This is a genomic window from Telluria sp. ZT3P25, assembly GCF_059685895.1.
The window spans coordinates 1782783-1808664 of record NZ_JCASIJ010000001.1; the positions used below are offsets into that span (position 1 = coordinate 1782783).

The following is a 25882-nucleotide window of genomic DNA, read 5'->3' on the forward strand; positions in this document are numbered from 1 at the left end:
GCCAGAACCGGACGGTCAAAGCTGGAGGGAAATACTTTTAAATTTAGTGATCTGCTAACGTCACCGTTAGTTGACCCGACCACTCCTGGCTCGGATACGATTGTTCACACATTTAAAGATTTGGTAACCCAATGTTACTTTACGCTGATTCTCAGTACACAAGCCCCTATGCGATGTCAGTATTTGTAGCGCTAAAAGAAAAAAATATCCCCTTCGAACTACGGACCATCGACTTGGAGACTGGGGCAAACCATAGCTTGGAATACGCAACAGAATCTTTGACCGGGCGGGTGCCCACTTTAGTAGACGGTAATTTCTCACTGTCTGAGTCGTCAGCTATCACCGAATATCTGGATGAAGCCCATCCAGGCGTGGCTCTTTACCCGTCTGATCCAGCAGCGAAAGCGCGTGCACGGCAAGTCCAGGCGTGGATCAGAAGTGACCCCCTGCCGATCCGCCAGGAGCGCTCAACAATCGTCGTGTTCTACCGACCTAGCCACGTTCCCCTATCGCCCGCTGCAGAAATCGCAAGCCGCAAACTGTTCCGGGCGTCGGAGGCCCTGCTTGAGCATAACGGCGATCATTTGTTCGGCAGCTGGAGTATCGCCGATGTCGACCTGGCACTCATGTTGAATCGGCTTATTCTGAACGGCGATGTTGTACCTGAAAAGCTTGCTGACTATGCCCGTAGACAGTGGCAGCGACCATCAGTACAGGAATGGGTCAGCCTGAAGCGCCCAGCACTTTGACGAAACCAGTCCAGTCTGAGGGTTGACTGCGGCGATCGTTAAGTGGCCGCCAGGCTGGAATGGGGCGGACGTGGTTATTTTAAGTGGCGAGGGTCAAGTGGCGAGGGTCAGGTCTGACATTTGGACTCGAACTCTTCCTTAGTAACTTTACCAAGAAATCCACAAATAGACTTTTTGTTAAGCTCGTGTCTAAACGTCAGACCTGACCCCGCTGGTGCTTTGACCCCGCTGGTGCTTTAACCCCGCTGGTGCTGGTCCGTCGCGGGGGCGATGGATTTTCAACCTGGCCCCGCTATGCTGGACCGACCCACTGGATTCGGCCAGGAGTGAACGTTTGCAGGACAATGGAAAACACAATATTTACGGCGTGTCGGTCCAGCCCTTGAGGAAGTCGAGCAGTTCGGCGTTCACACGCTCGGGTTGTTCTTCCTGCGGCAAGTGGCCACACTGCGGAATTGCCACTGTACGAAGGTTACTCGCCATCTCGGCCCAGATCGCGGCCATGTCGAACATCTTGCCAACACCGTAAAAGTCGGCACCCCATAAAGATAGCGTCGGGCAAGCGATCTTGACGTCGGCATCGGCCTCGTCTTGCTTCACGTCTTCCGAGTTGGCGCGGTAATCAGACATCGCGCCGCGCAGTGCGCCTGGACGGCGATAAGCGTCAACATAGGTCTGGAATGCATCGCCATCGATTGCCAGCGGGTTGTAGCACCAGTCCGAGAACAGGTGGCGCAGCCACAAGTCTTCGCGGCCGGCGATCAGCGCTTCGGGCAGGTCAGGCACCTGATTGAAGGTGAAGAACCAGTATGCGCGCGCTACTGCCGGAGTGAACTCACGCGCGACGATCCGCGTCGGCACATTGTCCATCACGACGAGGCGGTCGACCATCTCCGGATAGTCCTTGGCAAAGCGCGTGGCCACGCGCGCGCCGCGGTCATGGCCGACGAGCGCAATCCGGTCGATGCCGAGCGCTCGCAACAGCTCGCGCAGGTCGCGTGCCATCGTGCGCTTGTCGTAGCCCGTAGCCGGCTTGTCCGTCTCACCATAGCCCCGCAAGTCGGGCGCGATGACTCGATACTGTTCGGCCAGCGCCGGAATCTGGAAGCGCCAGGCGAAATTTGTCTGCGGGAAGCCGTGCAGCAGTACGACCGGTGGGCCGTTGCCGGCTTCCAGATAATGCTGGCGAATGCCATTCGCAGTAAGTGTGTGGTGTTGAATCGTGGTGGGCATAGACATCCTTTCGTGAACGATTCACGGGTTGTATCACGCCATTGCGCCAGTGCGACGCACATTATCCAAACCCGATCCTGATGCGAAGGGCCGGCTTCGGCCACATCACGACACCAGCAGCTTCACCGACTTCAGCTGCACGCTGTCCGGCCCCGCGTGAATGGTGAAACTGCCCGGCTCGACCACGCGCTTCATGTCCAGGTTGTAGAACGCCAGGTCGGCTGGCCGGATGTCGAACACCACCGTGCGTTTCTCCCCCGGCTTCAGGGCCACGCGACGAAATGCCTTCAGTTCCAGCACCGGGCGCGTCACAGACGAGATATCGTCGCGAATGTAGAGCTGCACGACTTCGTCGCCGGCGACGGAACCAATGTTGGTCACATCCACCTCGACCTGCGTGGCTTCGTCGGGCCGGATGGTCGCCTTCGTCAGCCGTGGCGCGGCGACATCGAACTTCGTGTACGACAGGCCGAAGCCGAACGGGAACAGGGGCTTGGTACTGCCGTCAATATAACCGCGCCGCGCCGTTGGCTTGTGGTTGTAGAAGATCGGCAGCTGGCCCACGCTGCGGGCGATTGACACGGGCAGCTTGCCGCCCGGGTTGGCCCGCCCGAACAGCACGTCGGCCGCCGCATGGCCTGTTTCCTGGCCCATGTACCAACCTTCGACGATCGCATCGGCGCGCTCGGCGAGCAGGTTGATCGACAGCGGCCGGCCGTTGAGCAGGAATACCACGGTCGGCTTGCCCAGGTCGAAGATGGCTTTCGCGAGATCGTTCTGCTGGCCCATCAGGTCCAGCGTCGCGCGGTCGCCCAGGTGCCCGTCAGCCCACGCTTCGCGACTCGTCTGCTCGTTGTCGCCAAGGACCATGACGATCGTATCGGCCGACTGCGCCGCTTCCACGGCTTCGGCAATCAAGCGTGCGTTGACTTGCGGCGCCGTGAAGCGGATCTCGTCCTTGCCCCAGATGCGTTCTTCGGTGATGCGCACGCCTTCGCGGTAATCGAAGCTGAAGCCCTGCGCCTTCGCTTCTGCGGCCAGCGCTTCGTGGATTGACACCACTTTTCGCGGCACATCGGAATAGCCGCCGATCGGCGTGTCCTTCGCGTGCGTGCCGAGCAGCAGCAGCTTGCCCACCTTTTTTGGCTGCAGCGGCAGCAGACCCTTGTCGTTCTTGAGCAGCACGACAGATCGCGTGGCCGCTTCACGCGCCAGTGCCACATCGCTGGCCGTGGCCGTCCGCGCATCGGCATTGCGGGCATCGGCATAGGGATTTTCGAACAGGCCGGCGTAAAACTTCAGTGCGAGAATGCGGCGCACCATCTCATCGATGTCGGTTTCCGCGATCCTGCCTTCCCTGACCAGTTCAGCCAGGTGCCGGTAGGCGTGGCCGTCCGGCGTTTCAATGTCCACGCCGGCCTTCACCGCGTACCAGGCAGCTTCCTTCGGCGTGGCGGCGATCATGTGGCGCGTGACCAGATCCTTGATGCCCATGTAGTCAGACACCATCACGCCCTTGAAGCCCCATTCCTTGCGGGCGACATCGTTCAGCATCCACCGGTTCGCGTGGGATGGCACGCCGCCGATCTCGTTATACGACGGCATGATCGCGGCCACCGTGGTCTCGCGCACGATGCGTTCGAACGGCGGGAAGAATTCCTCGCGCAGTGTGCGTTCGGACACTTCGGCCGGGCCGGTGTTGGTGCCCGATTCCGGCTGGCCGTGGCCCGTCATGTGCTTCAGTGTCGTCAGCACCTTGTCCTTCGCGAGCTGGCGCGACGTGCCGGAAAAGCCGGTCACGGCCGCCTTGCCGATTTCCGCGCACAGGTGCGGGTCTTCGCCGAAGGTTTCCTCGATGCGGCCCCAGCGCGGTTCGCGCGCCACGTCCACCACAGGTGCCAGCGCGAAGGTCGCGCCGCGCGCGCGCATCTCGCGCGCCGCCACCGAAAACACCTTGGTCACCAGGTCCGTGTCGAATGACGATGCCAGCCCGATCGCCTGCGGGAACGAGGTGGCATCGCGCGCGGCGTAGCCGTGCAACGCTTCCTCGTGCATGAAGATGGGAATGCCCAGGCGCGTCTGTTCGAGTGCCCATTTCTGCGCAGCGTTCACGTAGTTCGCCGTCTCCAGTGCACCCCGGTTCAGCCGCGCGCCATCGTCGCCGGCCACTGCGGCGCCACCGGCGTCGGATTTGCCCTGCCGGTCCGATGGCCGTGCCAGCATGCCCACGCCGTTCGGGTAGACCTTCGCAGCCTTTGCTGCCGAGAAGGCGCCGTTGTCTTCGACCTTGCCTTTTTCGCTCCACACGCAATCCATTTGCGCGATCTTTTCTTCCAGCGTCATCCGCCCCAACAGGTCGTCGACCCGCTTCGGCACGGGTGCGGCGGGATTCTTGTAGAGGGGGCGCGCGGTGGCGGCGAATGACAGTGCGGGTGCCGCACCGGCGACAGCTACCGTGGCCAGGAACCTGCGCCGGCTGTTGCTTGAATCGTGGTGCATCGTGTCTCCTCGTTTTTATAGTCAGCGTCAGCGCGCCAATCCACTCACGGTGTCACCGCACCGCGTTCAATTGCAGCAGATAGACATCGTTCTCGCGCAAAGGCAAGGCAGTGCTGAACACGCCATCGCGCCCGACCGTCACCGGTTGCTGCTTCAACGGTTTCCCGGTCGCCGTCGCTTTCAATGCAGCGACCTGCGGGCGCGTCAGCTGCTTGGGCGAGCCCATGCCGATATACGCGGTGAACGCATCGTTCTGCTTGTAGCCCACCTGCGAGACCGTCATCGTGTAGGCGCCGGGCTTCAGGCCCCGCATCGCCACCTTGACCTGGCCTTTCGACCTTGGCGGCAGATCCTTGATGAAGTACTGCTGGTTGTTGATCCCCGCCGGCAGCGTGTGCGAGTAATCCCACAGCAGCACCTGGGCGTTGCCCTTGTCGTCGAGCGTTGCCGTCGAATCCTGGTCGGCGTTCTTCAGCTCGCGATCGCCCAGCTGGTTGAGGAACTGGTAAGCAAAGTAGGCCGGCTTCTTGATCCCCTGCGTGTTCATCAAGCCGAAGCCGCCGTGGAAGGCTTCGAAGCGCGGACCGGCTTCCTCGAAGATGTCGGTAAACACCCAGTACGACATCGACTGCACGGCGCCAGTGCTCTGCTTGAGCTTTCTCAGGATGTAGGCCGGCTGGTGATAGCTGTCGTGGGTCGGATCGGACGGCGTGTACGACGAGCTCCATTCGGTGTAGTGCAACTCGAGCTTCGGCATGGCCGACGCGTCGATCTCCTTGCGGTTCTTGAGCACGTCGTGGGTCACGGCCATGGGGTCGGGGCTCAGGACCGTGCCGGTGGTGCCGAATTCGTCGAGGAAGCCCTGGTTCACGCCGTACGAGTGGGTCGAGACGAAGTCGAGCGGCACACTGTTCTTGCTGGCGTAGCTGATCATCTCGGGGATCCAGGCAGCGCCCGCAGTGGCTGGGCCGCCCACGCGGTACGACGCGTCGACGCCCTTGACGGCGCGCGCGGCATGCGCGTACAGCTTGAAGTACTCGTCCTGCGAGCCGGCCCAGAAGCCATCCAGGTTCGGCTCGTTCCAGACTTCGAAGTACCAGCTTGCCACTTCGGCCTTGCCATAGCGCTCGGTCCAGTGTGTGGTGAGCGCCTTGATCAGGCGTTCCCACTGGGCGTAGTCGCGCGGCGGCGTGACATTACCGCGCCACCAGAAGATGGTCTTGGTGCCGCTGGCCATCGCCGATGGCATGAAGCCCAGTTCCACGAACGGCTTGATGCCGATGCTCTGCAGGTAGTCGAACAGCGCGTCGACGTACTGGAAGTTGTACTGCTCCTTGCCTTGCGCATCGATGCGGAAGACGGCCATGTCGTCGCTCAGCAGGCCATGCATGCGGATGTAGCGAAAGCCGGTGTCCTTGCGCAGTTCGGCCAGCTGCTGCTGCCAGTCGGCGCGCAAGCCCTCATTGGCGCGGCCGGCGCCGACGGACAGGTTGAACATCCGATCGAGCTGGCCCTTCACCTGGGTGACATCGAGGTCGATATTGCGTTGCTGCGCCTGGGACATCGCTGGCAGGGCGAGCAGCGTCGCCAGCGTCATGGTGGTAATCGTGTGCTTCATGGGGTCTTGTCTCCGGATGTGGGCGAGGGGCAGATGGGCGTGCGTTGCGCTGCCGCCCGAAATGCCTTCGGCGTGCAGCCATAATCGAGCTTGAACAGCTTGTTGAAGTACGAGACGTGGTTGTAGCCCACCGTGTAGGCAATGTCCGTGATGCTGGCCGAATCGCGTTCGGCCAGCAGGCGCGCTGCTTCGGTCAGGCGCAACCGGTTCAGGTAACCGGTGAACGTGCAACCCAGTTCGGCCTTGAGCACCTCGTTGACCTTGTTGCGGTTCACGCCAGCGCCATGCGCAACCGCGCCCAGTTCGAGCTCCGCATCGGCGAAACGGCTGGCGATGGCATGCAGGACCGCGGATTTTTCGCGGTCACGATGCGGGTCAAGCGAGCGCTGCTGGCAGGCCACGGGCGGTCCGTCTTTCAGGCGGCGTTCGTGCAGTTACGCAATCAGCGCGCGCCGGCGGCAAACTCGCGCGCTGGCAGGCGCACCGTCACCGTCGATACCGGCGCATCGGCCGCCGTCGACAGGATCACGCGGTAGTCGCCCGCTGCGATCTTCCAGCGGTTGCTGGCGCCGTCGAACACCGCCAGCGTGCGCGGATCGATCGTCACTTCGCTGGTGCGGCTTGCGCCGGCGTCCAGTGCCAGCTTGTCCCAGCCACCGAGGCGCTTGGGCGCTTCCCAGCCGGCGCCCACTTTCGACACGTACACCTGCGGCACCGCCTTGCCGGCGCGCGCGCCGCTGTTGGCCACATTGAAGCTCACGCGGATACTGCCGTTTGTCGCGTCGGCCTTCAGGTTCGTGTATTTGAAGCTCGTGTACGACAGGCCGTGACCAAATGCGAACAGCGGCTTGTGGCCTTTCAGGTCGAACCACTTGTAGCCGACGGCCGCGCCCTCAATGTCGTAGTCGACGTCAAAGCGCGTGTCCTTCGGCAGGTCGATGCCATCGATCTTTGGGCGCGGCAGCTGGTTCTCGGCCAGCGGGAAGGTCTGCGGCAGGCGGCCCGACGCATCGACTTCGCCCGTCAGCACGCGTGCGATGGCTTCGGCGCCGTTCGTGCCTGGGTACCAGGCCTCGACCACGCCGGCAACGTCGTTCACCCACGGCATCGTGACCGGCGTGCCGGTTTGCAGCACGACGACGGTGCGGGCATTGGCCTTGGCCACCGCCGCGATCAGCGCGTCCTGGTTGTTCGGCAGCGCCAGCGTCGGCACGTCGGCGGCTTCGGATGTCCACTGCGTCGCGAACACCAGCACCACGTCGGCAGCGGCTGCGACTTTCGCGGCTGCGGCGGCGTCCTTGCCATCGTGCCAGGTGATTTTGGCCTTGGTGCGCGCCGCCAGCGCTTTCATCGGCGAGCCTGGCAGGTAGACCATCGGGCCTGGCCAGGCGGCCGGGCCTTCGTTCGGTACGGCCATGCCGCCGCGCGGGTAGACCTGCGCCGAGCCGCCGCCCGACAGTACGCCCTTGTTGGCGTGCCCGCCGATGATGGCGATGCGCTGCACGTCCTTTGCCAGCGGCAGCACGTTGTCCTTGTTCTTGAGCAGGACGATCGCTTCTTCCGCGTCCGCCTGCGAAATCTTGCCGTGCGCCGTGTAGTCAATGTCCTTGGCCTGGACCTTGACCGGATGATCCAGCGCGCCGTGCGCGCCCAGCGCCCACAGGATGCGGGCCACCATGTCGTCCAGACGAGCCTGCGGCACGTGGCCGTTTTCAACGGCCTCCTTCAGCGCGCCGTCGAAGTAGGGCGACTTGTCGAACGGGTAGCCCGATTGCTGATCCAGGCCCGCCAGTGCAGCCGGGATCGTCGAGTGGGCCGCGCCCCAGTCGGACATCACGTAGCCTTTATATCCCCAGTCGCCCTTGAGCACCTTGTTCAGCAGATGGTCGTTCTCGCAGCCATACGGCCCGTTGATGCGGTTGTACGAACACATGACCGAGCCCGGGTCGCCCCGTTCGATCGCAATCTGGAATGCCAGCAGGTCGGACATGCGGCCTGCGGCATCGTTGATCTTGACATTCAGGTGGTTGCGGCCCGTTTCCTGGTCGTTGTACGCGTAGTGCTTGAGGGTCGAGACGACGTGGTTGGACTGCACGCCGCGAATCTGTTCGCCGGCCATGATCCCGGCCAGCAGCGGGTCTTCGCCCGTGTACTCGAAGTTGCGGCCATTGCGCGGCTCGCGCGCCAGGTTCACGCTCCCGCCCAGCATCACGTTAAAGCCCGACAGGCGCGCTTCCTTGCCGATCATCGCCGCGCCTTCGAACGCTAATTGCGGATTCCAGGTGGCGGCGGTGGCGATACCGGCCGGCAGCGACGTGCGCTCGCGCGCATCCTTGCCCGGCTGCGAGGCCACGCCGATGCCGGCGTCGGTCAGCCACTGCGGCGTGATCCCCAGGCGCTCGATGCCCTTGATGAAACCGGCCGACTGGGGCAGGGCGCCGGTCGGCGCTTTCTGGCCCTTGAATTCGGTGCCGAAGTAGCCGAACACCATGCCGATCTTTTCATCAAGCGTCATCTGGCTCACCAGTTTGGCTGCGCGCTGTTGGGCCGCATCCGGTGCAGCAGTCGGCGCAGTGGATGGTGCAGCATGCGCGGCACCGAAGGCGAGGGCGGCGGCAAGGGCGATGGCCGAACGGCCGAAGGGCAAAGCTGGGTGCATGTGTATGTCTCCTTGAATTTTTATAATGGTGTTAGTAGCGCAGCGACCTTACCACCACGCGCTGTAGATCGCGATCAGCGCGATGCAGATGACGGTCGCGCCGAACGCGAACCCCGGCTGGACCTTGAACATCGACGCTTCGACTTCGACGCCCTTGCTCTGCTCGAGGCCGGCCTTTGGCCACAGCTTGCTGATGATGACCATGCCGATGACGACGGCAACGAACACGATCGCCATCCGGTCCACGAAAGGGATCTCGTAGATGCCGGCGCTGTTTGGCACGGCAAAACCGATCGGCGCCAGGAACGACAGGTCCATCAGGCCGGGCAAAAACTTGAGGATGATCGAGCCGAGGAAGCCGCCGACCGTGGCAAACATCGCTGCGCTGGCCGTGGCCGGCCGCCAGAAGAAGCCCATCAGGAACATGGCCAGGATGCCGGGCGAGACGAAGCCCGTGTATTCCTGGATATACTGGAAGCCGCCTTTCTTGTCGATGCCCATGAACGGCGCGATCAGCACGGCCAGCAGCATCGCCACGACCACGGTCACGCGGCCGATCCAGACCATGCGCTGTTCGGAGATGCCCTTGTTGAAGGCTTTCTTGTGGATGTCGAACGTGTAGATGGTCGCGATGCTGTTGGCCTTGCCGGCCAGCGAGGCGACCACGGCCGCCGTCAGCGCGGCAAATGCGATGCCTTTCAGGCCCGTCGGCAGCAGCGTAAGCAGCACCGGGTAAGCGCGGTCGGGATTGACGTCGGCGCCAACGCCCATCGATGCGCCCAGCACACCCTGCTGGTGCAGCACGAACGCGGCAATGCCCGGCAGGACCACGATCACCGGCATCAGGAGCTTGAGGCCGGCCGCGAACAGGATGCCCTTGCGCGCCGTGTGCAGGTCGGCGCCCAGCGCGCGCTGGATGATGTACTGGTTGCAGCCCCAGTAGTTCAGGTTCACGATCAGCATGCCGCCGATCAGGATCGACACGCCGGGCAGGTCGAGGTAATTCGGATTGTCCCGTGTGAGCACCATGTCGAAGTGATCCGGCGCCACGCCCAGCAGGTGATTGAAGCCGGCCATCACACCGCCGCCGCCATTGTTCTGCGCGACCAGATCGAGCGCGAGCCAGGTGGTCACCAGGCCGCCGAGCACCAGGCACAGGACCTGGATCACGTCCGTGTAGCCGATGACCTTCATGCCGCCCAGTGTGATGATGACGGCAAATACAGCCAGGAACACCATGCAGGTCCAGACGTCGATGCCGGCAATGGCGCCGATGGCCAGCGCACCCAGGTACAGGATCGAGGTCAGGTTGACGATGACGTACAGCGACAGCCAGAACAGCGCCATGACGGTGGCAACGGTGCTGCCGTAACGCTGTTCGAGAAACTGGGGCATCGTGTAGATGCGGTTGCGGCGGTAGATCGGCATGAAGAACACCGCCACCAGGATCAGCGTGAACGCGCCCATCAGTTCATAGACGGCGATGGCCATGCCCATCTTGAAGCCCGAACCGCTCATGCCGATGAACTGCTCGGCCGAGATGTTCGACGCGATCATCGAGGCTCCGATCGCCCACCAGGTCAGCGAGCCTTCGGCCAGGAAATAGTCGTGCGAGGCGGAGGCCGAGCGCTGCTTGCGCTTGTAGACCCAGAAGCCATAGCCGGCCACGATGATGAAGTAGACAAAAAAGACGAACGTGTCCAGCGACGAGAAAGTCGAGCTTTGCATTGGTCGGGTTTTCTTGGAAAAGCAAAAAGCCCGCTGACCTGCCGCGCGGGGCGGCAGGTCAGCGGGCGTCGGGATTACATCGGCATCGACTTAGAACGTCACGCCCAGACGCACGCTGTAGCGGGGACCGCTGACGAACCACGCACGGCCCTTGTCGCCGATGTGGTGCGTCATGATCTGCTTGTACTTCGCGTCCGTAAGGTTGGTACCCTGGAAGTCAATGCGGAAGTTCTCGTTGAACTTGTAGCTCACGCCGCCGTCGAGCTGACCGTAGTCGTCGGCCCAGATCGGCAAGCCCCAGGCGATGACGTTCTGGCCGAAGGTCGAGCTGTTCGGATTGGTGTCAACGCCGTTCGTGCCGTTCGTGCCGTTGTTGTTGACACCGAGCAGGCTCTTCGAGCGCCAGCTGTACGCCAGACGCGCCGACCATGGGCCCTTGTCATACAGTGCCGCCAGATTGTACGAATTGCGTGACAGGTAATCGAGCGGCAGGTTACCGAAGGTGCGGCCATCGGTGTCACAACCGTTGATGTTCAGATTGATGTTGGCCGCGCCCGTGACGTTGCTGCAGTATTCCGAGAACACCGGGTTGTACAACTCGCGTTTGCTCTTGACGTGCGTGTAGTTCGCCTGCACACCAAAACCTGACAACCAGCCTGGCAGCTTGTCGAAGTACTGCTGGTACGCCATCTCGATACCACGCGCCGTCCCGCGGGCGCCGTTCACTGGGGTGGCGACATTGAAATCGATTGCACGGCCTGCAGTATCGGTCAGCTGATAGCTTGCGTTCTGCTTGATGATGATGTCTTTCAGGCGCTTGTCGAACACGGCGAAGGTCAGCGACCCGGCCTGCGCGAAGTACCATTCCGCCGTCAGGTCCATATTGCGCGAGGTGACAGGGCGCAGTAGAGGATTGCCGACCGATTCACCTGTATGGCCGACCGATGTCACGTTGGTGACTTGTGCGGCACCAGTGCCGGTGGTCGAACTTGTCACGCTCTGGCTAAGCGTGGTGTAGGCCTGCAGCTGGCCGAAGTCAGGCCGCGACATGCCCTTGCCGAGCGCAAAGCGGAATTGCAGCTGATCGGTTGCCTTCATGCGCAGGTTCAAGCTCGGCAACCAGTTGTGGTAGCTATTCTCGTAGTCCTCGCGCGCAGCGAACGGCGCGATGACCGGTACGCCCAGACCAGTGGTCCCGCCCGGTGGAATGGTGAACGTGGAGTTGTACACCGTGTAGCCGAACGACTTGTTGTCGGTCTTGACATAGCGGACGCCTACATTACCGTCGATCGGCATGCGCAAGTCATCAAAGGCAAAGCGCAGCTGCGTGTAGAGCGCCTTGGTCTTCTCGGCTTGCTCGTTGTCGCCTGACGGATTGGCTTCGCCGAACACGGCTGCTTTCCAGGGAGTGCAGGTATTACCTGCCTGCGTGCACAGTACGTCGTGGAAGCTGTGCAGATTGGCGTACGTGCCCGGATAGCCAGTAGTGAGTTCCTTGGCCGGGAACACGATCGCCGGGACGCTGGCATCGCCGTTGAAGAAGTTCGGGAAGTTGTTGACCGTGGTCGGCGCGTTGAAACGCGGGTCGCTTAGCGTGGCGAGCTGATTGATTTGCCATGGCATCATCCAGCGTTGCGAGATGCCAACCCAGTTGTAGCTTGGGTTGGAGTTGATGGTCTTGGCATCGCGGTCGGTCAGGCGTACGCCAAAGCGAATGTCGCGAAGCACCGGATGATCGAACTCGTACTTGACGTCGCCTTTCCAGGCTTTTTGCTCGGTCACGCTGCGGTCGCGGTGTTCTTGGGTAAAGGCCCAGAAATAGTTGGCCGGGTCGCTCATTCGCGCTGCCTCGGCGGCGTTGAACAGGATGTTCGGATGGCTGCCCGTCAGATCCAGGTTCAGCGACGGCACCAGTGTGCCGAGCGCCACGGTCGAGTCGAATCCTTCCGACTTTGCCTTGACGTGCTGGATATCCGAAGTGAACGTCCAGTTCGGGCTTGGCTTCCATTCGATGTTCCAGGCAACGTCGGTGGTCGACGAGTCGCGCGTCGAGGTGCGGCTGTTGTTGGCGTACTCGATGGCGCCATCGGTCGGGTTCGTAATCTGGCCGCTCAGGAAAGCGCCGTTCGCGTCGTAGACACCATTGCTGACACGCAGATTGGTCGGGGTGCCTTCAGCGGAGAACAGGGCGTTCTCGTCCCACTGCATGTCGTACTTCGATTTGAAGTACGTGATGTGGCTTCGCAGAGTGTTGTCAAGCTTCCACTGCAGCGCGGCATAAGCGCCCTGGCGCTTGCGCTCGAAATCGAGCGTGCGCCATTGCGCGCCCTTCGGGACCCATACGGTACGGCCAGGCTCGGCACCTGCGATCGGGTAGTACGGCTCGACTTGGAAGGCATCAGTGCGCGTGTTGCTGTTCGAACTGGCGAAGTTGACCAAGGCGCCGAATTCGCCCATGCCGGTTTTCCAGCGGTTCGAATACATGAACGAGCCGGCCGGGTCCTTCTTCTTGTTCAGTTCGGTGTACGTGCCTTCGACGCTGCCCGAGATGCGCTGGCCCTTGATATCGAACGGCAGTGCCGTACGCAGGTTGACCAGGCCGGAGATGCCGCCTTCGATCTGTTCGGCGGACGGGTTCTTGTAGACGTCGACGCCGGCCATCAGCTCAGGCGGGACATCCTCGAAGCTCAGTGCGCGGCCGCCGTTGGACGAGAACGAATCGCGGCCGTTGAGTTCCGAGCGCACCCAGGTCAGGCCACGGATCGATACGCCCGAGCCTTCAACCGAGAAGTGTTCCGGGTCGGAGCGCGACATGGTGCGGTCGATGGTGACGCCAGGGATGCGTTGCAGGACTTCGGTGATCGATTTATCGGGCAGTTTGCCGATGTCGTCGGCGACGATCGAATCGACGACCTCGTCCGAATTTCGCTTGAGTTGCTGTGCGCTGTTGAGTGCGGCGCGCTGCCCGGTGATTTTAACGACCTGCGCTTCGGCAGGGGCCGGGGCGGCTTCCTGGGCAAACGCTGCGGACAACCAGCACAGGTGTGCCACGCCCACGGCAATCGCCGATCGATTCAGATGCTTCATTCTGTTGTCTCCGTCTTTGTTGTGAAGAGCCCATCTGCCGGGACTCTCTGCTGGAAATACCGTGCTCGTCAGGGGCGTAGGGGCGGCGTCCATGCAAGCTGTAAAATAATATAACACTAAATGTTAGGCGCAACCATTTTTTGTTATGGCCTGTTGGTAAATACCATTTTTGCTACATAGCACTTGACGCGACCGCGTCGTTTGATGTGAATAGGGTAAGAAGCGTGGTGGATGCGTGCCCCACCGATACTGATCAATCGCACTCTGCGTGGCAGCGATTTCTTGGGCGAGGATCCGAAATTTGACGCGCTTCTGCAACGCGCGCCAAGGCAGGCTACACTAGCGCCGCCTTGTGGTTGTTAGCCGCCAGAAAGTAGGGCGGAAACAGTAAAAATGTCGATAAAACCGTCAATTTGGCGGCCAGATAGTCTTTACATCCGCCTTTGACGAAAATATTCGTCATAAAAGCGGGTCAAAACTCACGGAATGTCACCCTTTGCGAACGGCTGTGCGTAAAATACTTATTCAAGTAGTTCCGCATTTCCGCTATATTTTCAGTTGTATCTCTAAGTCAATGGATATTGCAATGATTCACCTCAAACAAACAGCACTTACCCTGCGCAATGCAGCCATCGTAGCGACCGCCGTATTCGCTCTGGCCGCGTGCCAGAAGAAGGAAACGACCGCGCCGGTGCAGACGCCGGACGTCGCCGGTCCGAATGGCGCGGCCATTGATCCGCACGCAGGCCTGAAATCGGAATCGGTGAACGCCGATGCGGCCGTGCCGGAAACCGGTCCCGCCGAAGGTGGTACCGCGATCGGCGGCATGGTTGCCGGCCAGGATGCAGACTCGAACAAACCCCGCGACAGCGGTGCTTCAGAACCAACGGGTGGCGATGGCGCCACCACGCAGGCAGCGACGCCGCCAGCAAAATAATTGCTGGCGAGTCCAACGGCGCGCACACCGGCGCATGGTGGCTCCGGTAACGGTCAGGATGGAAAGAAAGCCAGGGCGACGACCCTGGCTAACCCCATTCTGATGTGCGCAATCCATTACTAGCAGGAGAATCTAGATGGGCATGAACAGAAGGCAGTTCCTCCGCGCAAGCGGTGCGGGACTCGCCGCCTCCACCATCGTCGCGCTCGGCTTCTCGCCGTTGCCGGCGATGGCAGAGACGCGGCACTATAAATTGGCGAAAGCCAAGGAGACGCGCAACACGTGTCCGTACTGCTCGGTGGGCTGCGGCCTGCTGATGTACAGTCTGGGCGACGGCGCAAAGAACGTTACCTCGGACATCATCCACATTGAAGGCGACCCGGATCACCCGGTCAATCGCGGTACGCTGTGCCCGAAAGGCGCCGGCTTGCTCGACTTCATCCATTCGCCAAACCGTCTCAAGTTCCCGGAAGTCCGTGAACCTGGCACCAACGAATGGAAACGCGTTTCGTGGGATGAGGCAATGACGCGTCTGGCTGGCCTGATGAAGGCTGACCGCGATGCGAACTTCATTCCGACCAACGCCGAAGGCCAGCTGGTCAATCGCTGGACGAGCACGGGTATGCTGTGCGCGTCCGCGTCGAGCAACGAAACGGGCTACATCACGCACAAAGCGATGCGTTCGATGGGCATGCTCGTATTCGATAACCAGGCTCGCGTTTGACACGGACCTACGGTGGCCGGTCTGGCCCCGACGTTCGGACGAGGAGCGATGACCAACCATTGGGTTGACATCAAGAATGCCGATGTTGTACTGATCATGGGCGGCAATGCCGCTGAAGCACACCCATGCGGTTTTAAATGGGTTATTGAAGCAAAGCATCACAATAAAGCCAAGCTGGTCGTGGTAGACCCGCGCTTTACGCGTTCGGCCGCCATGAGCGACTATTACGCGCCGATCCGCGCTGGCTCGGACATCGCCTTCCTGGGCGGCGTCCTGAACTATCTGCTGACCAACAACAAGATCCAGACCGAATACGTCCGGAGCTACACCAACGCCCCGTTCATCGTGAACGAAGGCTTCGACTTCCAGGACGGTCTGTTCTCGGGTTACGACGAAGCCAAGCGTCGCTACAGCAATGAAAGCTGGGGCTACGAAATGGGTGACGACGGTTACGCCAAGGTCGATCCGACCATGGAGCACCCGCGTTGCGTGCTGCAAGTGATGAAGCGCCATTATTCGCGCTACACCCCTGAGCAGGTCAGCAAGATCACCGGTACCCCGGTCAAGCAATTCCTGAAGGTCTGCGAATACATCGCATCGACTGCCCAGCCGGGCCGTGCGATGACGATCCTGTACGCACTGGGCTGGACCCAGCACAGCCAGGGTAGCCAGATCATCCGTACCGGCGCAATCATGCAGCTGCTCTTGGGTAACGTCGGTATCGCCGGCGGTGGCCTGAACGCACTGCGCGGTCACTCCAACATCCAGGGTCTGACCGACCTGGGTCTGCTGTCGAACTCGCTGCCGGGCTATCTGTCGCTGGCAACCGACAAGGAGCAGGACCTCGAGACGTACTACAAGCCGCGCGCACTGAAGCCTTTGCGTCCGAACCAGATGAGCTACTGGCAGAACTATCCCAAGTTCTTCGTCAGCCTGCAAAAATCCTGGTGGGGCGATGCCGCGACCAAAGAGAACAACTGGGCCTTCGACTACTTGCCGAAAATCGACAAGCTGTACGACGTGCTGCAGGCGTTTGAATTGATGGGTCAAGGTAAATTGAACGGTTACATCTGCCAGGGCTTCAACCCGGTCGGATCGTTCCCGAACAAGAAGAAGATCATCGCCGGTCTGTCGAAGCTGAAGTTCCTGGTCACGATGGATCCGTTGAACACCGAAACGTCCGAGTTCTGGAAGAACTTCGGCGAGTCGAACGACGTCGATCCAAGCAAGATCCAGACGACCGTGTTCCGCCTGCCGACCACGTGCTTCGCCGAAGAAGACGGTTCGCTGTCGAACTCGAGCCGCTGGCTGCAGTGGCACTGGAAGGGCGCCGAAGCGCCGTACGAGTGCAAGCCGGACATCGAGATCATCGCCGACCTGTTCACGCGCATGAAGAACCTCTATCTGAAAGATGGCGGTGCCTTCTCGGATCCGATCACCAAGCTGTCGTGGCCGTACAAGATTCCGCACAGCCCTTCTGCTGAAGAGCTTGCCAAGGAATTCAACGGCAAGGCGCTGGCCGATATCTATGACGCAAAAGATCCGACCAAGCTCATCCTGAAGGCTGGCGAGCAGGTGCCGGGCTTTGGCGTGCTGCGCGACGATGGCAGCACCGCGAGCGGCTGCTGGGTGTATGCCGGCGCATGGACGCAGGCGGGCAACCAGATGGCGCGCCGCGACAATGCGGACCCGTACAACATCGGGCAAACGCTGGGTTGGGCCTGGGCCTGGCCGGCAAACCGCCGCGTGCTGTACAACGGCGCATCGACCGATCCAAAAACGGGCAAGCCGTGGAATCCCGCGCTGAACCTGATTTCGTGGAACGGTACGGCCTGGACCGGTTCGGATATTCCGGACATCCGTCCTGATGCCGATCCGGCCGAAGAGAACCGTACGCAGCCGTTCATCATGACGTCTGAAGGTGTGGCGCGTCTGTTCGCACCGACCGGCATGGCCGAAGGCCCGCTGCCAGAGCACTACGAGCCGTTCGAGTCGCCGTTCCCGGTCAATCCGATGCACCCGAAAAACCCGCTTGCCCGTTCCAATCCGGCGGCGCGCGTGTTCAAGGGCGACATGGAAGCGTTCGGTACGGCCAAGGACTTCCCGTATGTCGCGACCAGCTACCGCTTGACCGAGCACTTCCACTACTGGACCAAGAACGTTGTCTCCAACGCGATTATCCAGCCACAGCAGTTCGTGGAAATTGGCGAGCAGCTGGCCAAGGCCAAGGGTATCTCGAATGGCGATATGGTCAAGGTGTCGTCGATGCGCGGCTTCATCAAGGCCAAGTGCCTGGTGACCAAGCGTATTCCGCAACTCGACTGCGATGGCATGAAGGTCGATACAGTGGGTCTGCCGAACCACTGGGGCTTTGTCGGTGTGGCCAAGCCGGGCTTCCTGGTCAATACGCTGACCCCATTCGTGGGCGATGCAAATACCCAGACCCCGGAATTCAAGTCGTTCCTGGTCAATATCGAAAGGGTCTAAACAATGTCTTCATTACAATCTCTCGATATTGCGGCGCGTTCGGCAACCACCACGCAGTCGCCGGTGGCCCGTACGCACAAGCCGGAAGTTGCCAAGCTGATCGACGTGTCCAGCTGCATCGGCTGCAAGGCGTGCCAGGTGGCCTGCATGCAGTGGAACGATCTGCGCGATGAAATCGGCGAAAACCACGGTACCTACGACAACCCGATCGACCTGACGCCACAGTCGTGGACCGTCATGAAGTTCTCGGAAGTCGTGACCAAGTCCGAGGAAGAGGGCGATCGCCTGGAGTGGCTGATCCGCAAGGACGGCTGCATGCACTGCGACGAGCCAGGCTGCCTGAAGGCCTGCCCGGCGCCTGGCGCGATCGTCAAGTACACGAACGGTATCGTTGACTTCATCAGCGAAAACTGCATCGGCTGCGGCTACTGCGTTGCCGGGTGCCCGTTCGATGTGCCACGCATCAGCAAGGTGGACTCGAAGGCCTACAAGTGCTCACTGTGCGCCGACCGCGTTGCAGTGAACATGGAACCGGCCTGCGTGAAGATCTGTCCAACTGGCGCCATCCGTTTCGGCACCAAGGAAGACATGATCGACTACGCGGGTGACCGCGTGATCGACCTGAAGGAACGTGGTTACAAGAACGCCGGTTTGTACAACCCGGCTGGTGTGGGCGGCACGCACGTGATGTACGTGCTGCAGCACGCGGACAAGCCGAACCTGTATGCCGGCCTGCCCGAGAACCCGACCATCAGCCCGACCGTGGCGCTGTGGAAGGGTATCGCCAAGCCGCTGGGTGTGGCTGCGATGGTCGGTGCTGCTGTGGCCGGCTTCTTCCACTACATGAAGGTCGGCCCGATCGAGACGCACCACGACGAACCCGATGTTCAGCCGACGCCTGGTCCCGACCAGCGCGACGACGAACGGGTATAAGGAGAAGACCATGTTTATCACTCGCTATCGCGACATGACGCGCATGAACCACTGGGCCGTGGCTCTGTTGTTCATCTGCGCCGGATTGACTGGCCTGGCCTTGTTCCATCCGTCGATGTTCTTCTTCTCGATGTTCTTCGGCGGCGGACAGTGGACCCGCATCCTGCATCCGTTCTTCGGTTTGCTGATGGTGCTGGGTTTCGTGTTCCTGTTCTTCGCCGTGGTGCGCGACAACTTCTGGACCAAGACCGATACGGCCTGGGTCAAGAAGGCGCCGGAACTCCTCAAGGGTAACGAGCACGCGATGCCGCCTGTACACAAGTACAATGCGGGCCAGAAAGGCGTGTTCTGGATCTTTGCCGTGAGCCTGGTGCTGCTGTTGATCACCGGCTTCATGTTCTGGCAACCATGGTTCGCGGACTTCTTCCCGATTCCGCTGCGTCGTTTCGCGATGCTGGTGCACGCGGCTTCGGCCCTGGCACTGGTGCTGAGCGTGATCATGCACGTGTACGCCGCTATCTGGGTCAAAGGTTCGTTCCGCGCCATGACCCGTGGCACCGTGCACGAGGACTGGGCCAAGTCGCACCATCCGCTGTGGTACAAGGAAGTGGCAGAGGACGCCAAGCGCAACAAGCGCTAACGTAGTATTGTTCGGCTAAGCTGGCTGTCGAGACCGTCGTTTCCGCCACCGCGGGAACGACGGTCTTTCCACTAACGGGGGCAGTAAATGGGCCCCGGCCGATCGGATTGACCATCGCACGAACCGAATAGGAAGCATCCTTTCCATGAGCATTACCAAAGCCTCAAAGCTGCTCAGCCCCGAAGAAATCGCTGTCCGGGCTGGCGAGCAAATGCCGTATATCCAACTCCCGGTGCGCCGCGAGTTGTTCTCCGCCCGTGCGACCCGTCTGCGCCAGCTGGCGCCGGGGCACGCGATGCACGACTTTTTACTGTTTGCCGCCGAACTGGCCGCCGTGCAGCACGAAGTGTTGCAGGATTACCCGACCGTTACGCTGCCGACGCTGGACGACCTGGCCGCCGCCGCGCGCGCTGCCCAGGCACCGGTGCCGGCGCCGCTGTGGCCGCGCGATCCGGTCTGGCGCAGCGCAATGCGCCGCATGCTGGAACTGCTGGTCCCGCGTCTGGCGGGCAGCCCGGCGCAAGCTGCCGTGCAGAGCCTGCTGGCCGCCGGCGACGACCATCTCGAAGGCCAGGCCGAACTGCTGCTGCAGGGCGCGGCGGGCCTGGACATGAGCGCCGCACCGCTGGTGGCGGCCGGTCTGCAGGTGTACTGGACGAATATGGTCCTGGCGATCCAGGAAGCGTATGGCGCCGCGCGCCAGCAGCCGTATGGCCGCACGCTCGACATGACGACCTGCCCATGCTGCGGCAGTCTGCCGACGTCGTCGATCACGCGCGTTGACCAGACCGGCAGCAACTTCCGCTATCTGCACTGCTCGCTGTGTTCGGCGCAGTGGCATATGGTGCGGGTCAAGTGTAGCCACTGCGAAAGCACCAAGGGTATCCACTACCATTCACTCGAGGCGCTGGCCACCGATGGCGCGGTGCAGGACGCGTCGCAGGCATCGGTGCAAGCCGAAACGTGCGACGAGTGCCACCACTACATCAAGATCGTGCGCATGGAGCGCGAGCTCAATGTCGATCCGGTGGCGGACGACCTGGCGTCGCTGACGCTGGACATCCTGGTGTCCGAAGCGGGCTACGAGGCGCATGGCGTGAATCTGCTGCTCTTGTCGGGCGGCGAGGACGCACCGGGCGAACCGGCCATCGCACCACCATCGAACCGGAGTAATTGATCATGTCGCTCAGCGAGTCCGTGGTCCACGGCTCGAAGGCGACAGTCAAGGAACTGCCTTCGATCGATAAACTGCTGCGTCTGCCATCGGTGCAGGCGCAACTTTCTGCCCACGGCCACACGCTGGTCGCCGGGCAGGCGCGTGCGCTGGTCGATGACCTGCGCGCGCAGGCGCTGGCCGGCGTGCTCGCGGCAAGCGCCGTAACGCCCGATGCGCTGGGCGGCGTGCTGGCCGAGCGCATCGCTGCGCGCATCGCGCCTCGCATGCGCCGCGTGATCAACCTGACCGGCACGGTCATTCATACGAATCTGGGCCGCTCGGTGCTGCCGGACGTGGCGATCCGTCACCTGACGGCCATGATGGCCGGCCCGAACAATCTCGAATACAACCTCGACAGCGGCTCACGGGGCGATCGCGACAGCATCGTCGAAGGCCTGCTGTGCGAAATCACTGGCGCCGAAGCGGCGACGGTGGTCAACAACAACGCTGCGGCGGTGCTGCTGTCGCTGGCCGCCCTGAGCGGCGGGCGCGAAGCGATCATCTCGCGCGGCGAACTGGTGGAAATCGGCGGCGCTTTCCGCATGCCGGACGTGATGGACAGCGCCGGCGCGCGCATGGTCGAGGTAGGCACCACCAACCGCACGCACCTGGCGGACTACGAGCGCGCGATCACCGAGCGCACCGCAATGCTGATCAAGGTCCACACCAGCAACTACATGGTGCAGGGCTTTACCAGTGCGGTGAGCGAAGCCGAACTGGCGCCGCTGGCCCGCAGCCGCGGCGTGGCGCTCGTGTCGGACCTGGGCAGCGGCTCGCTGATCGACATGGGCAAGTACGGCTTGCCGCAGGAACCGACGCCGCAGCAGATGCTGGCGGACGGTTGCGACGTGGTCATGTTCTCGGGCGACAAATTGCTGGGCGGGCCGCAGGCGGGCCTGATCGTCGGCACGCGCGAACACATCGGGCGCATTCGCAAGTTTCCGATGAAGCGCGCGCTGCGCCTGTCCAAGCTGCCGCTGGCGGCGCTGGAAGCGACCTTGCAGCTGTACCTGCAACCTGAACTCCTCGTGCGCGAATTGCCGACGCTGCGCTGGCTGACGCGCACGCAGGAGCAGGTGGCCGTTGCGGCAAACGCGATCCTGGAACCGCTGCGCGCTGCGCTGGCGCCGCGCTACACGGTCACGCTCGAACCTATGCTGAGCCAGATCGGTTCCGGCTCACTGCCGATCGACCGCCTGCCATCGTGCGGGCTGGCGATCGCGCCGGTCCTGTCCGGCAAGCGCGGCATGGGCACGGCGCTCGACGCACTGTCGGACGCCATGCGCAGCTTGCCGGCGCCGATCATCGGCCGCATTGCCGACGACCGCGTGCTGCTCGATTGCCGCTGCGTCGACGATCCGAACGAGGTCATCAATCAACTGGCCGGCCTGCGCCTGGCCATCATCGGAGATTCTGCATGATTGTCGGCACTGCAGGCCACATCGACCACGGCAAGACGGCGCTGGTGCGCGCGCTGACGAGCATCGACGCCGACCGGCTGCCCGAAGAAAAACGGCGCGGCATCACCATCGAACTCGGTTATGCCTGGATGCCGCTGGAAGACGGCCGGCGCATCGGCTTCGTCGACGTGCCCGGCCACGAAAAACTCGTGCGCACGATGGTGGCCGGCGCCAGCGGCATCGACTTCGGCTTGCTGCTGATCGCGGCGGACGACGGCCCGATGCCGCAGACGATCGAGCACGCGACGATCCTGTCGCTGCTGGGCGTGCGGCGCGGCGCGGCCGTGATTACCAAGATCGACCGCGTGGAGCCGGCGCGCATCGCCGAGACCGAAGCGCGGGTACGCGCGCTGCTGGCCAGCAGCGGGCTGGACGATTACCCGGTGCTGCACGTCTCGAGCGTGCGCGGCGATGGTATCGATGCCTTGCGCGCGGACCTGGTTGATGCGCTCGCGGCTGCGCCGGGCGACGGCGTGGAGGGCGCGGGTTTCCGCATGGGCCTGGACCGTGCCTTCACGCTGGATGGCGTCGGCACTGTGGTCGCTGGCAGCGTTTCGGCGGGCGGCGTGACGATCGGCGACGCGTTGTCGCTGGCATCCTCGCCAGACGATTCTTACCGCGTGCGTAGCCTGCAGGTACACAGCCGCGCGGCCCAGGTGGCCCAGGCGGGCCAGCGCTGCGCCGTCGGTCTGGCGGGCCTGGAACGCACGGACGACCTGCGCGGCCAGGTGTTGTGCGATCCGGCCATCGCCTTGACCACGCAGCGGATCGATATCTGGCTGCAGGTGGCCTCCACCGAAGACAAGCCACTGCGTTCGGGCACGCTCGTGCATCTGCACGCAGCGACCCAGGATTGCCTCGCGACGGTGGCCGTGCTGGGCCAGCCGTCCATCGCCCCGGGCGCCGGCGCGCCGGCCCAGCTCGTGCTGCACAAGCCGGCCAATGTCTGGCATGGCGACCGTTTCATCCTGCGCGACGCATCGGCAGTGCGCACGGTGGCTGGTGGCCAGGTGCTCGATCCATTGGGCCCGATCCGTTACCGGCAGACGCCCGAACGCCTGGCGTACCTGGAAACGCAGCGCGCCGATCAACCGCTCACCCGCTTGCTGGGCGCGCTGGCGCAGGCGCAGTACGGCGTCAATGGCGCAACGTGGCTGCGCAGCAGTGGCCTGGCGCGCTGGCCGTTCGACCTGGCGACGGTGCCGGACATTGTCGTCGGTGCCGGCGGCGAGTGGCTGATCGCCCGTGCGCGTCTGGACGAGGCGCAGGCCGGCCTGCTGGCGGCCTTGCGCGACTTCCACGACAAGTATCCGGATGAAATCGGCCCCGACGTGCAGCGCGCCCGCCGCCTGGCCGCGCCGCGCATGCCCGAGGCGCTGTGGTTGCAGCTCACAAGCCACATGATCGAGGCGGGCGTGCTCGCCCGTCGCAATGGCTTCCTGCATTTGCCGGAGCACGGCGTGGCCCTGCGCGCTGCCGAACAGATCGTGGCCGAGCACGCACTGCCGATGCTGCGCGAAGGGCGCTTCGATCCGCCGTGGGTGCGCGACATCGCGCTGCAGGCTCGGTTGCCCGAAGCGCAGGTGCGCCAGGTGCTGGGCCGCATGGCGCGCGGCGGCGATGTGTACCAGGTGGTCAAGGACCTGTTCTATCACCCGGCCGTGATGCATGAGCTGGCGGCGCTGGCCCGAAAGCTGGCGGCGGAAGAGGCGGGTGGCCAGGTCACGGCCGCGCGGTTCCGCGACCTGACGGGCCTGGGGCGCAAGCGCGCGATCCAGATCCTCGAGTTCTTTGACCGCATTGGCCTGCTGCGCCGCGTGGGCGACGCGCACCTGCTGCGGCCGGGAACGTTGCTGTTTTCCGAGAAATCACCGTGAGCCTGACGCAATTTTTCAGTACAAGGTAAAATCGCGGCTCAACGGAAGGAAATCGTCCCTGGTGGGGCGGCTGGGCTTCAAACCCAGTTGGTGGCGCCATGCGTCGCCGGGTGGGTTCGACTCCCGCATCCTTCCGCCATTCTTTCTGTTGCTGTTCCTGTTCTTCACACTCCTATGATCATCCTCGGCTTCGACTATCCGGACGACTGCTATTTTGACCTCGACAACGATATGTGGTGCCGCCCGCTGGGTGACGGCCGTATGCAGGTGGGCGTGAGCGCATTCGGTGTCCAGATCAGCGGCAACCATTTCTACATGTGCCGTCCAAAGCCGGTGGGTAACGAGGTCGAGCAGGGCAAAACGGTGGGGGTGGTGGAGCTGAGCAAAACGGTCGTGACGATCAAGACGCCGGTGGCCGGCACGATCGTCGAGATCAACACGGCGCTGGAAGAACAGCCCGAGCTGATCCACCAGGACCCGTACGGCGCCGGCTGGATTTCCGTGATCCAGGCCAGCGACTGGGAACGCGACCGCGCGCAACTGGCACATCGCGCCGATCTCGTTGAGCAGGCCGAGCGGCGCATGCGGCTCGAACCGGTCGATGACTGGATCAAGCCGTGATTCCAGCGCAGGCAGGCCTGGCGATCATGGTCTGGTCGTGCGACCTGACCCGGCCCGAGGCATTGACGACGCCGTTCATGACGGCGCAGGCTGCGGCGGCGCTCGACCTGCCCGTGAAGATGTTGTTTACCAACCAGTCGGTTGCGTGGCTGCTGCGTGAACACAGCGCGCGCCCCACCGGCTTTGGCGCCGACCGCTGGACGGTCGCGCGGCATCTGGATGCGACGGTCGATCTGGGTGTCGAGATCCGCGCCTGCAGCCAGGCATTGAGCGCCCTGGGTGCAGACCTGGCTGCGCTGGCGCCGCAATGCGCCGGCGTTGAAGGCATGGTCACGTTCGTCGAGCAGGGCAGCGCGCCCGGCTGGCGCATGCTGGTGTTCTAAGCCGGCACGCCTAGGTTAGCATCATGCCGGCTTCTTCAGGCCGCAGCGTCAACACCGCCACCCCGGTCTTTGTCACCGCCACTGTATGTTCGAACTGCGCCGACAGTGAGCCGTCGCGTGTCACCACGGTCCAGCCATCTTCTTCGGTGCGCACGCTGCGCCCGCCGCGATTGAGCATCGGTTCGATCGTAAAGACCATGCCTTCGACCAGTTTCAGCCCCGTGCCCTTGGCGCCGAAGTGCAGCACCTGCGGCTCTTCGTGCATGTCGCGCCCGATGCCATGGCCGCAGTATTCTCGCACCACAGAACAGCCATTGCGCTTCGCATGGCGCTCGATCGCCGCGCCGATGTCGCCCAGGCGTGCGCCCGGCCGCACGGCGCGAATGCCTTTCCACAGTGCCTCGTAGGTCGTCTGCACCAGGCGTTTGGCCGCCAGGTCGACATCGCCCACCAGATACGTCTTGCTGGAGTCGGCGATGAAGCCGTTTTTTTCCAGCGTGATGTCGAAGTTGACGATGTCGCCGTCCCTGAGTACATCGCGCGTGTTGGGCACGCCGTGGCAGACCACGTGGTTGATGGAGGCGTTCAACACGAAGCCGTAATCGTACTGGCCCTTGCTGGCCGGGCGCGCGTGCAGATCGTCGACGATGAAGCGCTCGACCAGCGTATCGACGTCGAGCGTGGTCATGCCCGCAAGGGACAAGCAGTCGAGCATCCCGAATACGGACGCCAGCAGGCGCCCCGATTCGGCCATCAGCGCCAGTTCATGCGGTTGCTTGGTCACGCGACGCGCAACCCTGTGACGAGTGGCGGCACCGCCACCCCGGCCGCAGCCAGTTCGCGCGCCATGATCTCGTTGAAGCTGAGCGATGGATTGGTCTCGGCCAGCATGCCGACCTTGAGCCAGAATGCGGCCTGCGCATTGATGGAGCGGCACGAGACCTTGGTGGCCAGCCGGACCTGATCGTGCAGGTCGCCGTCGATATTGACAATGCCCATGGATATACTCCGTTATATGAATCGTATACGAA

At 62.6% G+C, this 25882-nt stretch carries 19 protein-coding genes and 1 tRNA gene; 11 read left to right on the forward strand and 9 right to left on the reverse strand.

The genetic code is table 11. The features are described 5' to 3' along the window. Positions 1–131: 131 nt before the first annotated feature. Positions 132–749 (forward strand): glutathione transferase, encoded by a 618-nt coding sequence (gene yfcF, locus AC56LY_RS08070; protein WP_499578164.1) that lies wholly within the window; start codon positions 132–134, stop codon positions 747–749. Positions 750–1109: 360 nt separating this feature from the next. Here the strand turns inward: yfcF and AC56LY_RS08075 are convergent, their stop codons facing one another. The 7 genes from AC56LY_RS08075 to AC56LY_RS08105 all read right to left on the reverse strand — a co-directional run bounded on the left by AC56LY_RS08075 (position 1110) and on the right by AC56LY_RS08105 (position 13573). Then, positions 1110–1982 (reverse strand): alpha/beta fold hydrolase, encoded by an 873-nt coding sequence (locus AC56LY_RS08075; protein ID WP_499578166.1) that lies wholly within the window; start codon positions 1980–1982, stop codon positions 1110–1112. A 105-nt stretch (positions 1983–2087) separates the two neighbouring features. After that, entirely contained in the window at positions 2088–4481 is a 2394-nt protein-coding gene (locus tag AC56LY_RS08080) for a glycoside hydrolase family 3 N-terminal domain-containing protein (RefSeq protein ID WP_499578168.1), read from the reverse strand. Positions 4482–4533: 52 nt separating this feature from the next. Beyond that, a complete protein-coding gene (locus AC56LY_RS08085) occupies positions 4534–6099 on the reverse strand; it encodes a GH39 family glycosyl hydrolase (RefSeq protein ID WP_499578170.1) in 1566 nt (521 codons plus the stop codon). After that, a complete protein-coding gene (locus tag AC56LY_RS08090; protein WP_499578172.1) occupies positions 6096–6500 on the reverse strand; it encodes a helix-turn-helix domain-containing protein in 405 nt (134 codons plus the stop codon). Before AC56LY_RS08090 ends, AC56LY_RS08085 begins: the two co-directional genes overlap by 4 nt. Before the next feature lie 41 nt (positions 6501–6541). After that, entirely contained in the window at positions 6542–8758 is a 2217-nt protein-coding gene (locus AC56LY_RS08095; protein WP_499578174.1) for a beta-glucosidase family protein, read from the reverse strand. 48 nt (positions 8759–8806) lie between these two features. Next, the gene (locus tag AC56LY_RS08100) at positions 8807–10486 is read right to left on the reverse strand and encodes a sodium:solute symporter family transporter (RefSeq protein WP_499578177.1); all 1680 of its coding nucleotides are present in this window, start codon (positions 10484–10486) and stop codon (positions 8807–8809) included. Between the two features lie 90 nt (positions 10487–10576). Then, entirely contained in the window at positions 10577–13573 is a 2997-nt protein-coding gene (locus AC56LY_RS08105) for a TonB-dependent receptor (RefSeq protein WP_499578179.1), read from the reverse strand. A gap of 586 nt (positions 13574–14159) precedes the next feature. Here AC56LY_RS08105 and AC56LY_RS08110 point away from each other — a divergent pair. The 10 genes from AC56LY_RS08110 to AC56LY_RS08155 all read left to right on the forward strand — a co-directional run bounded on the left by AC56LY_RS08110 (position 14160) and on the right by AC56LY_RS08155 (position 24851). Next, a complete protein-coding gene (locus AC56LY_RS08110) occupies positions 14160–14510 on the forward strand; it encodes a hypothetical protein (protein ID WP_499578181.1) in 351 nt (116 codons plus the stop codon). A 136-nt stretch (positions 14511–14646) separates the two neighbouring features. Next, complete coding sequence (gene fdnG, locus AC56LY_RS08115; protein WP_499578183.1) at positions 14647–17721, forward strand: formate dehydrogenase-N subunit alpha; 3075 nt, start codon at positions 14647–14649, stop codon at positions 17719–17721. 3 nt (positions 17722–17724) lie between these two features. Then, on the forward strand, positions 17725–18654 hold the full coding sequence (gene fdxH, locus AC56LY_RS08120; protein ID WP_482898745.1) for a formate dehydrogenase subunit beta: 930 nt from the start codon (positions 17725–17727) through the stop codon (positions 18652–18654). Positions 18655–18664: 10 nt separating this feature from the next. After that, positions 18665–19294 (forward strand): formate dehydrogenase subunit gamma, encoded by a 630-nt coding sequence (locus AC56LY_RS08125; RefSeq protein ID WP_499578187.1) that lies wholly within the window; start codon positions 18665–18667, stop codon positions 19292–19294. Between the two features lie 145 nt (positions 19295–19439). Beyond that, entirely contained in the window at positions 19440–20471 is a 1032-nt protein-coding gene (gene fdhE, locus AC56LY_RS08130; RefSeq protein WP_499578189.1) for a formate dehydrogenase accessory protein FdhE, read from the forward strand. A gap of 2 nt (positions 20472–20473) precedes the next feature. Next, positions 20474–21931, forward strand: a complete 1458-nt coding sequence (gene selA / locus AC56LY_RS08135) for an L-seryl-tRNA(Sec) selenium transferase (RefSeq protein ID WP_499578191.1) — start codon at positions 20474–20476, stop codon at positions 21929–21931. Beyond that, a complete protein-coding gene (gene selB, locus AC56LY_RS08140) occupies positions 21928–23847 on the forward strand; it encodes a selenocysteine-specific translation elongation factor (protein ID WP_499578193.1) in 1920 nt (639 codons plus the stop codon). The genes selA and selB overlap by 4 nt, the downstream gene beginning before the upstream one ends. Positions 23848–23890: 43 nt before the next feature. Then, positions 23891–23986: transfer RNA gene (locus tag AC56LY_RS08145), tRNA-Sec, on the forward strand. Positions 23987–24021: 35 nt separating this feature from the next. Then, positions 24022–24468 carry a glycine cleavage system protein H gene (locus tag AC56LY_RS08150; protein WP_499578195.1) on the forward strand — a complete coding sequence of 149 codons (447 nt, stop codon included), beginning with the start codon at positions 24022–24024 and terminating at the stop codon, positions 24466–24468. After that, on the forward strand, positions 24465–24851 hold the full coding sequence (locus AC56LY_RS08155; RefSeq protein WP_499578197.1) for a DsrE family protein: 387 nt from the start codon (positions 24465–24467) through the stop codon (positions 24849–24851). Before AC56LY_RS08150 ends, AC56LY_RS08155 begins: the two co-directional genes overlap by 4 nt. Positions 24852–24861: 10 nt before the next feature. Here AC56LY_RS08155 and map read toward each other — a convergent pair whose 3' ends face one another. Then, the gene (gene map / locus AC56LY_RS08160) at positions 24862–25635 is read right to left on the reverse strand and encodes a type I methionyl aminopeptidase (RefSeq protein ID WP_499578200.1); all 774 of its coding nucleotides are present in this window, start codon (positions 25633–25635) and stop codon (positions 24862–24864) included. After that, positions 25632–25850, reverse strand: coding sequence for a ParD-like family protein (locus AC56LY_RS08165; RefSeq protein ID WP_183552352.1), 219 nt, complete (start codon positions 25848–25850; stop codon positions 25632–25634). The genes map and AC56LY_RS08165 overlap by 4 nt, the downstream gene beginning before the upstream one ends. Positions 25851–25882 lie beyond the last annotated feature (32 nt).